Genomic DNA, 10749 nt, shown 5'->3' on the forward strand with positions numbered 1-10749 from the left:
AGGAGTTTGCCATGACCATTCTCGTTCTCAACGGCCCGAACCTCAACCGTCTGGGCAAGCGCCAACCAGAAATCTATGGCAGCGAAACCCTAGAGGACATCGAGCGTCGCGTCCGCGCAGCGGCGGGGGAGGAAGAGATCGTCTTCTTCCAGTCCAACCACGAGGGCGAGCTCATCGAGCAGGTGCATCGCGCCGCCGACGAAGGCTGGCCCGTCATCATCAATCCGGGTGGGTTTACGCATACGTCGGTGGCACTGCGCGATGCCCTAGCGGAAGTAGCCGATGGTGCAGGTTTTGTTGAGGTACACCTATCTAATGTGCACGCGCGGGAAGCATTCCGTCAGCACTCCTATCTGAGCCCGATCGCACGCGGTGTCATTGCTGGGCTTGGCTCTTATGGATATGTCGCGGCACTGGGGTACTTCCTCGCAAATTAGCTATCATGGAGTATCGCTTGAAATGAATGGAGTGGTTCTCACATGGCATTAGCCGATACTCGTTATAGCAACCGCCGCCGCAAGCTCATGACCGAGCTATCTGGTCAGCGCGTCGACGCGATCATCGTCACCCATTTGACGCACGCGCGTTATCTCACCGGCTTCTCCGGTTCGAATGGTGGTCTACTGTTGCGCAAGGACCTCTCCGCGCTCATGGCTACGGACGGCCGCTACACCACACAAATTGCTGAAGAGGTCCCGGATATCGAAGCCAGCCTCGGTCGCGATGTGGGCCCGCACCTGCTGGGGCAGGTTTCTGAGGACCTTCGCGTTGGCTATGAAGCCGACTATGTCACCGTTTCACAACTTGAGCGGCTGGAGAAAGCAAAACCGGAGGGCGTTACTCTGGTGCCTGTCACCGGCGTAGTAGAGAAGATTCGCCTCGTCAAAGACAATGTCGAGCTTCAAAAACTCGAAGAAATCGCAGCTTTGGCAAACCAGGCGCTGACCGACCTCGTCGAGGCCGGGGAAGTAGCCGCCGGACGCACGGAGCGCCAGGTAGCTGCCGACCTTGAATACCGGATGCGCATGCTTGGCTCGGAACGCGTGAGCTTCGACACCATCGTGGCCTCCGGCGAGAATTCTGCAAAGCCCCACCATGGTGCGGATGACCGCGAACTGTGCAAGGGCGATTTGGTAACGATTGACTTCGGCGCTCACCTCCGCGGCTTTAACTCAGACTGCACCCGTACCTTCGTCATCGGTGAGGTTTCTGATTTCGCCCGCGAAATCTATGACGTTGTCCTGCGCGCCCAGGAAGCGGGTGTCAAGGCAGCGGTGCCAGGTGCCAAGCTTGTCGACGTCGACGCGGCCTGCCGCGACATTATTGCCGATGCTGGCTATGGTGACTACTTCGTTCACTCTACTGGCCACGGCATTGGTCTCGACGTGCATGAAGGGCCTTATGCGGCCACAACCGGAAAGGGTACGTTGGCTGAGGGCATGACCCTGACCATTGAGCCCGGCATCTACGTCCCAGGCAAGGGAGGAGTGCGCATCGAGGACAGCCTCATTATCACTTCAGGTGCCCCGAAGATCATCACGGCTTACCCGAAGGACCTTCAGGTGCTTTAGCTAGCACCCCTTGGCGCCGTACTTGATGCGCGTACGGTATGCTTAGACACTGTTTTCATAGTTTCGACTACAAGTTATTTGGGAGAGTCATTTCATGGCAGATACCACTGATTTCAAGAACGGCCTCGTTCTGAAGATCGACAACAAGCTGCAGCAGATTGTTGAGTTCCAGCACGTCAAGCCCGGCAAGGGCCCGGCATTCGTGCGCACCAAGCTCAAGGACGTGGTCTCTGGCAAGGTGACCGACAAGACCTTTAACGCTGGTGTCAAGGTGGAGACCGCAAACGTCGACCGCCGCGACATGACCTACCTGTACAACGATGGCCAGAACTACGTGGTCATGGATGATAAGACTTTTGAGCAGTTCGAGCTGCCGTTTGATAAGTTCGGCGACGCTGGCAAGTTCCTGCTGGAGAACATGCGCGTTCAGGTGTCCTTCCATGACGGTGAGGCTTTGTTCGGCGAGCTGCCGATCTCCGTTGACCTGAAGGTGGAGCACACCGAACCGGGCCTGCAGGGTGACCGCTCCAATGGTGGCACCAAGCCGGCAACGCTCGAGACCGGTGCCGAGATTCAGGTTCCGCTGTTCATTGAGATCGGAAATGTTCTCAAGATTGATACCCGTACCGGCGAGTACCTCTCTCGCGTCAACAACTAAGATGACCCAACCAGAGCCAAACTATAAGCGCCACACGGCGCGCTACCGAGCACGTCGCCGCGCCGCGGATATTCTTTTCGAAGCTGAATCGCGCGATGTCGATCCGGTAGCCATCGTTGAGGACCGCGTAGAGCTGGCCCGCGACCCTGAAAACGGCGTGGCGCCGGTCGCGGACTACACCCGCGAAATCGTCAGCGGAGCTGCCGAAGAACTGGATGACATCGATGATGCGATCGCCCGCTACCTCTCCAGCGAGTGGTCGCTCGAGCGCATCCCGGCTGTCGATCGCGCGATCATGCGCGTAGCGGTATGGGAAATCCTCTTTAACGCGGATGTGCCTAACGCTACCGCGCTCGTCGAAGGTGTCGAGCTTGCCTCGGAATACTCCAATGACAAGGCAGCACCTTATATCCACGCTGTGTTGGATGACGTTATCCAGGCCCAGTCTGCGGATAGCCCAATGGACTCGGCATCTGCCGAGGAATCTGAAGAACCCGCTGAGACTGCGGAAGACGAAGGCGACTCCGAGTAGCGTCTGTGCCTTTCGCGGAAGTCCTAAACTCCGGCCAATAATCCTTCGCGGATTGGCCGGAGTTTTGTCTTAGCCGAGTTCAAATAGAAAATTGCCCTAGCTGCCAATGATCCTGAACCTGCCCTGCGGGCGGAGCAAAGGTGTTGGCAACTAGGGCATTTGCGGTAGTGATGCTGCGTGCTAGAGCAGCGAAGAGAGGAAATCCTTCGTGCGCTGGTGCTGCGGATTGTCCAAGACTTGCTCGGGGGTTCCGGTTTCAATGACGCTGCCGCCGTCCATGAAGACGATGTTGTCGGCGACTTCACGTGCAAAGCCCATTTCGTGAGTAACGACGAGCATGGTCATGCCATCGGCGGCAAGCTCCTTCATAACGCGGAGGACCTCGCCGACCAGCTCGGGGTCGAGGGCGGAGGTGGGTTCGTCGAAAAGCATCAGCTTTGGATCCATGGCCACAGAGCGGGCAATAGCGACGCGCTGCTGCTGACCACCGGAAAGCTGCACCGGGTACGCATCTGCCTTGTGCGCGAGGCCCACCTTTTCCAGCAGTTCCATCGCTTTCTTCTTTGCTTGCTCTGGATTCTGCTTCTTCACTTGGACGGGGGCCTCGATGATGTTCTCCAGGACTGTGCGGTGGCTGAACAGATTGAACTGTTGGAACACCATGCCGATGTCTTGGCGCTGAGCGGCGGCTTCCTTTTCGGAGATTTCATAGAGCACGCCGTTGCGTTCACGGAATCCGATGAGCTCGCCGTCGACGTAGAGGCGGCCGGCCGTGACCTTCTCTAGGTGATTGCAGCAGCGAAGGAAGGTTGATTTTCCGGAACCGGAGGGGCCCAGTAGGCAAGTGACCTCGCCGGGCATGACGGTGAGATCGATGCCCTTGAGAACCTCGAGCTGACCGAAGGATTTATACACATTCTGTGCAGAGATCATTGGGGTGGTCATTAGTTCTTTACCTCCGGGATGACAGACACGTTGCGGGGAATGGTTCCTTCAGCATCCGCCAGCGCAGCCAGCTGGCGACCGGTGAGCTCGCGGGTGGCGCCACGTTCGAAGCGGCGCTCCAAGAAGTACTGGCCCACCATAAGAAGCGAGGTGATGGCCAGGTACCACGTCGCCGCCACCATGAGTAGCGGGATGGGCTCGAAAAGTGCGGCGGAAATATCCGTGGCGCGGCCGAAAATCTCTGCGGTGTAGGGAATTGCCACCACAAGGGAAGACGTCTTCAGCAAAGAAATGAACTCATTACCTGTCGGCGGAATGATGATGCGCATGGCCTGCGGGAGAACCGTGCGGCGCATGGTCATCCACCAGCCCATCCCCAGGGCCTTGCTGGCTTCCTTCTGGCCCTCGGGAACTGAGGAGATGCCGGAGCGGACGATTTCCGCCATGTAGGCGGCTTCGTTCAGGCCCAAACCGAGCACGGAGAGCAGGAATGCATTGGTGAGTACCTCCGTGAGAGAAATCTCCGTAAACCCGAGGTTGATGGATTGGTAGAGAGCGGATAGCAGGCCCCAGAAGACGAGCTGCACGTAGATCGGGGTTCCTCGGAACAGCCACAGGAAGAGCCAGGACACACCCCCGAGCACGGGGTTGGGGGACATACGCATCACAGCGAGAGCGGCGCCGCCCACGACGCCAATGATCATCGCCAGAATCGTAATCGCGATGGTGTGCAGCGCGGCGGTGGCGATGCGAGTGTCGAAGAGGTATTGGAAGTAAGTGCCCCACCCGAAGGCCTCGTTGCGCGCCGAAGAGATGATGAACCACACAGCAAGGAGAACGAGGAGGGCGGCGAAGACCCATCGCCACGGGTGGCGAAGTGGCCGGGCTTCGATCTTTGGTGGGGTAGCCGAAGCCGCAGAATCCGATGTTGCCGGGAGAGAGGAATTAGTCATTGATCGGCCTTTCATTAATCATTGCGTGTTCGACGAGCCCCTCGGTAACGCCCCATTTTTCGAGGATTTCTGCGTAGGCCCCGGTGTCAATAAGGTGCTGGAGCGCGGCTGCCACGGCAGGTCCGAGTTCGGAGTCCTTAGGTACGGCAAACCCATAGGGAGCGGCGTCAAACATTTCGCCGACCATGGACATACGCCCGTCCGAGCGGTTGACCGCCCACGCAGAGACTGGTGAGTCCGCCGAAAGCGCGTCCGCGCGGCCCATGAGTACCGCGAGGGCGGCGTTGTCACTCGTGTCATAGGGGAGGATGGTCAGGTCCCCATCGCAGGCTTCTTGCTTCGGACGTAAGTCGTCCGTCTCGGACACGGTGGTGCGCTGCACCGCGACGGTGAGACCACAGGGATTCGATGGATCAACCTTGTTGGGGCCGTCGGTGAGCTCCGCCCACTGAATGCCGGCGTAGAGGATATCGACGAAATCGAAGTTCTCACGGCGCTCGTCAGTATCGGTAAACCCAGACCCACCGAGATCGATCTGCCCGGACTGGACTGCCGGCAAAATCATGGAAAAGTCCTGCTCCACCGGCTGGAATTTGAGGCCCATCACTTGAGCGACTGCATTGGCTAAGTCCATTTCAAGACCGATGAGTGAACCATCGGAATCCTTGAACTCGAAAGGCGCAAACGGTGGGTTTGTGCCTACGGTGAGGACCCCATCTGCGTCCTGGTACATCGCGGCGATCTCGGGTACTTCGTCCACGTTAGGCTCTGACCAGCCTTCTGGCAGCGCCGGCTCCTCGTTGGTGACGCAACCGGAGAGGGCAACAGAGGCCAGCGCTCCGACGGCGCCCACGACGGCCTTCTTCTTATTCATGCTTTAACTCTCTTGATAACTTGCGGCTTTGCGCCTATCCACGACGATGAAAATGGCGACGATAATGCCGCCGAGCGCGAACATGAGCAGGATAAGCGGTGTTGAAGCATCCTGGTCCGCGCCCCACGGCCACAATGCGCGAAGTGAGCCCAGCATAAAGCCGGCCATGGCGGCGAGGGTCGGATCGCGGTGGGTATCGAGTAGGTAATTCAATACCTTGACGAACGCGGCAAGGCCGCACACCGCGCCGAGGGCGAAGACGCCCACGACGGTCATGTTCCGGTCAGAGACCGCGCCGATGACCGGCTGGTAGAGGCCCATTGTCAGCAAGATGAGTGAGCCCGAAACGCCTGGGAGAACGAGCGCGCAGACGGCCACCATGGCCGCCAAGAACACCACAATCAGGCTGGGGTCTTCGACAGGAGTTGAAGTAAAGCCGGTAACAAAGAAGATCGCGACGGTGGCGATGATGAATGCAGCGATGGACGCGGGGGTAAACCGCGACATCATGCTAATTGGAACGATGATGGACACGGCGACCATGCCGAGGAACAATGCGCGGGACAAGGACACTTGCCCTTCCACAAAGTTGTGGAGCAACGTGGAAAAACCGAAGACGGCAAGGAACATGCCGGCGGCGACTGAGACGAGGAAGCCCCATTCAACCTTTTTGAAACGGCCGGAAATGAGATCATTGGCGTTGTGCAAAGCGCGTTCATAGATGCCTACGATGAGCGCGACGGTGCCTCCGGAAATTCCGGGGACCAGCTCGGCCATGCCAATGAGGGCGCCGCGAATGGCGTTAAGAATATAGTGCATAAACCGAAAGTAACGTTGACAGTCTCCTCGGTGGGGATGCCGTGCCGAGGGAGAGGAATGAGCAGATGACTCCTTATTCTCTCATTGTGCGACGTGCTTATGCAAACTATTCAGACCATAGAAGGTTATACGTTGACTACATCGGCAAGCGCTTTGCTACTTCGCCATAGATTGAGCCCAAGATGGCGAAGGCGGCGAGTCCTACGAGACCGTCGAGAAGCACGGTGCAGAAGGTATTCAACTGCGGGTCATCGGAGGAGGCTGCGGACTTGCGCAGCTCCTGGTAATAAGAGGAGCCTTCCACCTTGGAAGAAACTTCCTTGTCGGTGCTGGATTCCGCAGCGGTAGCAACAGTGGTACCGCCCAGAGTAAGGGCGGCTGCGGTGCTCAAGGCAATGATCGTGCGACGCATGATGACGGGTTCCTTTCGGTTGAAAACACTAATACCCCACAACATTCTCTGTTGCGGGGTGGAATTGTGCCCCTGGTGAGACTCGAACTCACACTACACGGGTTTTGAATCCGTTGCCTCTGCCAATTGGGCTACAGGGGCGCACAAGCAACGATACTAGCGCAGCTGACCAATGGGAACCTAATTGCCTGCCTAAGGGCAGCGTCGGTGCTGATTGGCGCAACACGTTAGGATGGGCCGGGTGACTACTTCTCAGCCCCGACTCTTGCTCATCGACGGCCACTCCATGGCCTTCCGCGCATTTTATGCACTGCCCGCGGAGAACTTTTCTACCTCGGGCGGGCAGCATACGAATGCGGTCTACGGATTCCTTTCCATGCTGGCGAATATCTTGGCGGAGGAGAAGCCGGACTTCGTCGCGGTAGCCTTCGACGTGGGCCGCAAGACCTTCCGCACGGAGATGTTCCCCGACTACAAGGCACAGCGCGAAGCCGCCCCGGAAGAGTTCCGGGGGCAGGTTGAGCTCATCCGTGAGGTTTTGGAGACGCTGGGAATCACTACGCTGTCGCGCGAGAACTTCGAGGCCGATGACATCGTGGCTACGTTGTCCACGCAGGCGGGCGCGGACTATGAGACCTTCCTGGTCACCGGTGACCGCGACTATTTGCAGCTTGTCGACGACTCCACGACCGTCCTCTATCCCATGCGCGGGGTGTCCAAGCTGCATCGCTTTACTCCAGAGGCAGTGGAGGAGAAGTACGGTCTGAGCCCGCAGCAGTACCCAGACTTCGCGGCCCTGCGTGGTGACCCCTCCGATAACTTGCCCTCCGTGCCAAAGGTGGGGGAGAAGACCGCCACGAAATGGATTACCCAGTATGGCTCCCTCGATAGCCTTATCGAGCATGCCGAGGAGATCAAGGGAGTGGCGGGCCAGAACTTCCGCGACCGCATCGAACAGGTCAAGCTCAACCGACAGCTCACTCAAATGGTGACGGATATGGACCTGGAGGTGGGCCCTGCGGATCTGGAGTTTAAGGGAGCGGTCGCTAGCGAGGTCGCGGCTCGCTTCGACGAGCTGGAATTCGGCACCAACCTGCGCGAGCGGGTCCTCAACGCCGTCCCGCACGACGCCGCCGCGGAAGCTGCTGCGGCTGAGGAAGCCCCGGACGTCACGGTTACCGTGGTGGACACACCGCTGGCTGAGTGGCTCGAGGGTAAGGAAGACGTAGCAGTCTTCGTACAAGGTGATGGGACCCCGGGCGCGGGTGATGCTGCGGCACTGGCACTGGTCGATTCCTCCTTTGAGGGCCGCCAGATTGAGTTGGCAGATCTCGATGCTAAGGATGACGCCGCGCTGGCCGCGTGGCTGTCATCAGACGCGCCGAAATACCTACACGAGGCGAAGGCCGTCTGGCACATGCTGGCCGGCCGGGGGATTGAACTGTGCGGAATTGCCCACGACACCGCCCTTGCCGCCTACCTCTTGCGTCCGGGGCAGCGCACGTATGCGTTGACGGACGTGTACCAGCGCCACCTACAGAAGTCCCTTGGAGCGGCCACGGAGCAGCTCTCCATCCTTGATGAGAACCCTCTGGTGGATCAGGCCGCTGCCATTATGGAATTAGCGGCAGAACTAACGCGTCAACTCCAGGAGATTGACTCCTTCGAGCTCTATGCCGACCTGGAGTTGCCGCTGGTCAGCATCCTTGCCCGCATGGAGGCCGCCGGTATTGCGGTCGACAGGGATGTCTTAGAAACTCAGCGTGATGCCTTCATTGAGCAGGTCAATGAACAGGAACGCGCCGCCCGCGAGCTGGCCGGTGATGATTCTCTCAACCTGAATTCCCCGAAGCAGCTGCAGTCGGTGCTCTTCGATACCTTTGACATGCCGAAGACGAAGAAGACCAAGACCGGCTATTCCACCGCGGCTAAGGAAATTGAGCAGCTTGCTGCAACGCATCCGCACCCCTTCTTGGATCACCTGCTGGCCCACCGCGAGTATCAGAAGATGAAGACAACGCTGGAAGGTCTCATTAAGACCATTCAGCCGGATGGCCGCATCCACACCACGTTTAACCAAACGGTGGCATCGACGGGCCGCCTGTCCTCGACGGAACCGAACCTGCAGAATATTCCGGTGCGTACTGAGGCAGGACGCCAGATCCGATCTGCTTTTGTGGTCGGCGAAGGCTTTGAGACCTTGATTACGGCCGACTACTCCCAGATTGAGATGCGCGTCATGGCGCATCTCTCCGCAGACCCCGGGCTTATTGAGGCCTATCGTGAGGGCGAAGACCTGCACAACTACGTTGGCTCCAAGGTTTTCGATGTACCGGTGGATGAGGTCACCTCGGAGCTGCGCCGCCGAGTCAAGGCTATGTCCTATGGCTTGGTCTATGGACTTTCCGCTTTTGGCCTATCGCAGCAGCTGGGTATCCCGGCGCGCGAGGCTAAGGAGATTATGGAGAGCTACTTTGAGCGTTTCGGCGGCGTGAAGCGCTACCTCGACGAGGTGGTGGTGCAGGCCCGAAAGGATGGTTATACCTCCACGGTCTTTGGGCGCCGCCGCTACCTGCCGGAGCTAAACTCCGATAACCGCGTGGCCCGTGAGAACGCTGAGCGCGCTGCCTTGAACGCGCCCATCCAGGGAACTGCTGCGGACATCATCAAGGTTGCCATGATCCGCGTGGATAAGGCCCTTGAAGGCATGGCCTCGCGCGTGCTGCTTCAGGTTCACGATGAGCTTGTCGTGGAGGTGGCTCCCGGGGAGGCAGAAGACGTGCAGCGCATCCTTGAGCGCGAAATGGACAAGGCTATCGAGTTGACTGTGCCACTCGAGGTGTCCGTTGGCGTGGGCAAGAACTGGGATGCCGCAGCGCACTAGGGGCTTAGGTCAAGCCCACCGCGCGCTCGTCCTCGGTGGGCGTGCGGCGCTCGACTAAACACCCGGCGAGTAGGTCGAAGGGGGTTTGGCCCAGCACAAGGACGCTGAGGCCAAGGATGGCCAAGATGGTTGCCTCAACATAGGGGAGCCCTGTCAGTGCAACAAGAGTAAGGAGTAGCCAGCTGTTGCGAATTGCTGCGCTGGCGATTCCGGGATGCTCAGCGATGACTTCTAGCTTCAGTGACCACTTGCCCAGAGAAGTGTGCTTAATTGACTCCGCCCACACCCGGTAGACGTAGAAGACGAGGGCGAGCGCGATGATGTCGTAGATAGCTCCTGCTCTGCCGTTCAATACTCCGTCGGTGCTGAGGTTGATTGCCCATTTGACTACCACGATGACAGCGGCGGCGAGGAAGGCGTCAATCCACCAGGCCACCGTGCGGCGTAGGAAAACCCCGAGGCGTTCTAAAAGCATGGCTGCCAGCTTAGTTCGCTGCGGGCGGCACACTCCGCACCAGGGTGGGCAGGCGTCCGGGCTATCGTGCTTCGCACACGAAGATGGCGGTGCCAGGGAAAATTTCACCTCGTTCTGGAGACCACTGGCCCCACGTGATGTCGAGGCCCTCTGGCCACTCGGGTTCGATGAGGTTGCAAATCTCGAAGGAACCGCGAACCTGTAGTGCTCGCACCCAATCACCCATCGTGCGGTGAAACTCGGCATAGCTAAGCTCACCGTTGGCATCCTGCTCGAGGTAGGCGCGCTCAAAATAGGACAGCTCTGCTGTGAGGTTCTGGGGATCGTCGGGGAAGACCCAGCGCATTGGGTGCGTCACAGAAAAGACGAAGCGTCCACGTGGACGCAGGACACGGTGGACCTCGCGCAGCGCCGCGTCCAGGTCTGCTACGAAGGGCAAGGCGCCGAAGGCGGAGAAGACGACGTCAAAGGATTCGTCTCGATAGGGAAGCGCTAGGGCATCAGTGTTATGTCCATGGGCTTTTTGGACACGGAGTCCAGTAACTTTTTGGGCTAGGAGTCCAATGACTTTTTGGACGTGGAGTCTCCCTGCTTTTTGGGCAGGGAGTCTTTGGTGTTTTTGGACA

12 protein-coding genes and 1 tRNA gene are annotated in these 10749 nt (G+C 58.8%); 5 read left to right on the forward strand and 8 right to left on the reverse strand.

The annotated features are described in order from the left end of the window. Nucleotides 1–11 precede the first annotated feature (11 nt). The 4 genes from aroQ (at nucleotide 12) to nusB (ending at nucleotide 2761) form a co-directional block, all read left to right on the forward strand. The gene (gene aroQ, locus M5J06_RS11390) at nucleotides 12–437 is read left to right on the forward strand and encodes a type II 3-dehydroquinate dehydratase (RefSeq protein WP_070529866.1); all 426 of its coding nucleotides are present in this window, start codon (nucleotides 12–14) and stop codon (nucleotides 435–437) included. Between the two features lie 42 nt (nucleotides 438–479). Then, nucleotides 480–1571, forward strand: coding sequence for an aminopeptidase P family protein (locus tag M5J06_RS11395; protein ID WP_250224695.1), 1092 nt, complete (start codon nucleotides 480–482; stop codon nucleotides 1569–1571). 94 nt (nucleotides 1572–1665) lie between these two features. Beyond that, entirely contained in the window at nucleotides 1666–2229 is a 564-nt protein-coding gene (efp, locus tag M5J06_RS11400) for an elongation factor P (RefSeq protein WP_070522210.1), read from the forward strand. 1 nt (nucleotide 2230) lies between these two features. Next, nucleotides 2231–2761, forward strand: coding sequence for a transcription antitermination factor NusB (gene nusB / locus M5J06_RS11405; RefSeq protein ID WP_070529882.1), 531 nt, complete (start codon nucleotides 2231–2233; stop codon nucleotides 2759–2761). 180 nt (nucleotides 2762–2941) lie between these two features. Here the strand turns inward: nusB and M5J06_RS11410 are convergent, their stop codons facing one another. From M5J06_RS11410 to M5J06_RS11435, 6 genes are all read right to left on the reverse strand, one after another. Next, a complete protein-coding gene (locus tag M5J06_RS11410) occupies nucleotides 2942–3706 on the reverse strand; it encodes an amino acid ABC transporter ATP-binding protein (RefSeq protein WP_070522216.1) in 765 nt (254 codons plus the stop codon). Beyond that, on the reverse strand, nucleotides 3706–4659 hold the full coding sequence (locus M5J06_RS11415; protein WP_250224696.1) for an amino acid ABC transporter permease: 954 nt from the start codon (nucleotides 4657–4659) through the stop codon (nucleotides 3706–3708). The genes M5J06_RS11410 and M5J06_RS11415 overlap by 1 nt, the downstream gene beginning before the upstream one ends. Then, nucleotides 4652–5533, reverse strand: coding sequence for an ABC transporter substrate-binding protein (locus M5J06_RS11420; RefSeq protein WP_070686307.1), 882 nt, complete (start codon nucleotides 5531–5533; stop codon nucleotides 4652–4654). The genes M5J06_RS11415 and M5J06_RS11420 overlap by 8 nt, the downstream gene beginning before the upstream one ends. A gap of 3 nt (nucleotides 5534–5536) precedes the next feature. Continuing rightward, nucleotides 5537–6352: a DUF368 domain-containing protein gene (locus M5J06_RS11425; RefSeq protein ID WP_070596731.1), complete on the reverse strand. Its 816-nt coding sequence runs from the start codon at nucleotides 6350–6352 to the stop codon at nucleotides 5537–5539. Between the two features lie 136 nt (nucleotides 6353–6488). Next, on the reverse strand, nucleotides 6489–6764 hold the full coding sequence (locus M5J06_RS11430) for a hypothetical protein (RefSeq protein WP_250224697.1): 276 nt from the start codon (nucleotides 6762–6764) through the stop codon (nucleotides 6489–6491). A gap of 67 nt (nucleotides 6765–6831) precedes the next feature. After that, a tRNA-Leu gene (locus M5J06_RS11435) sits at nucleotides 6832–6905 on the reverse strand. 91 nt (nucleotides 6906–6996) lie between these two features. On the opposite strand from M5J06_RS11435, the gene polA reads away from it, so the two are divergent. Beyond that, on the forward strand, nucleotides 6997–9648 hold the full coding sequence (gene polA, locus M5J06_RS11440; protein WP_250224704.1) for a DNA polymerase I: 2652 nt from the start codon (nucleotides 6997–6999) through the stop codon (nucleotides 9646–9648). A 4-nt stretch (nucleotides 9649–9652) separates the two neighbouring features. Here the strand turns inward: polA and M5J06_RS11445 are convergent, their stop codons facing one another. Together M5J06_RS11445 and M5J06_RS11450 are read right to left on the reverse strand one after the other, a co-directional pair. Beyond that, the gene (locus M5J06_RS11445) at nucleotides 9653–10123 is read right to left on the reverse strand and encodes an RDD family protein (RefSeq protein WP_250224698.1); all 471 of its coding nucleotides are present in this window, start codon (nucleotides 10121–10123) and stop codon (nucleotides 9653–9655) included. Between the two features lie 61 nt (nucleotides 10124–10184). Beyond that, nucleotides 10185–10749, reverse strand: a 565-nt coding sequence (locus tag M5J06_RS11450) for a class I SAM-dependent methyltransferase (RefSeq protein ID WP_250224699.1), incomplete at its 5' end; no start/stop codon positions are given.

The organism is Corynebacterium intestinale, assembly GCF_023574125.1.
Lineage (GTDB): Bacteria > Actinomycetota > Actinomycetes > Mycobacteriales > Mycobacteriaceae > Corynebacterium > Corynebacterium hesseae.

Excerpts from the sequence above, each read along its gene's own strand:
- aroQ (WP_070529866.1), top strand. The coding sequence starts at position 12 with ATGACCATTCTCGTTCTCAACGGCCCGAACCTCAACCGTCTGGGCAAG.
- M5J06_RS11395 (WP_250224695.1), top strand. The coding sequence starts at position 480 with ATGGCATTAGCCGATACTCGTTATAGCAACCGCCGCCGCAAGCTCATG.
- efp (WP_070522210.1), top strand. The coding sequence starts at position 1,666 with ATGGCAGATACCACTGATTTCAAGAACGGCCTCGTTCTGAAGATCGAC.
- nusB (WP_070529882.1), top strand. The coding sequence starts at position 2,231 with ATGACCCAACCAGAGCCAAACTATAAGCGCCACACGGCGCGCTACCGA.
- M5J06_RS11410 (WP_070522216.1), bottom strand. The coding sequence starts at position 3,706 with ATGACCACCCCAATGATCTCTGCACAGAATGTGTATAAATCCTTCGGT.
- M5J06_RS11415 (WP_250224696.1), bottom strand. The coding sequence starts at position 4,659 with ATGACTAATTCCTCTCTCCCGGCAACATCGGATTCTGCGGCTTCGGCT.
- M5J06_RS11420 (WP_070686307.1), bottom strand. The coding sequence starts at position 5,533 with ATGAATAAGAAGAAGGCCGTCGTGGGCGCCGTCGGAGCGCTGGCCTCT.
- M5J06_RS11425 (WP_070596731.1), bottom strand. The coding sequence starts at position 6,352 with ATGCACTATATTCTTAACGCCATTCGCGGCGCCCTCATTGGCATGGCC.
- M5J06_RS11430 (WP_250224697.1), bottom strand. The coding sequence starts at position 6,764 with ATGCGTCGCACGATCATTGCCTTGAGCACCGCAGCCGCCCTTACTCTG.
- polA (WP_250224704.1), top strand. The coding sequence starts at position 6,997 with ATGGGCCGGGTGACTACTTCTCAGCCCCGACTCTTGCTCATCGACGGC.
- M5J06_RS11445 (WP_250224698.1), bottom strand. The coding sequence starts at position 10,123 with ATGCTTTTAGAACGCCTCGGGGTTTTCCTACGCCGCACGGTGGCCTGG.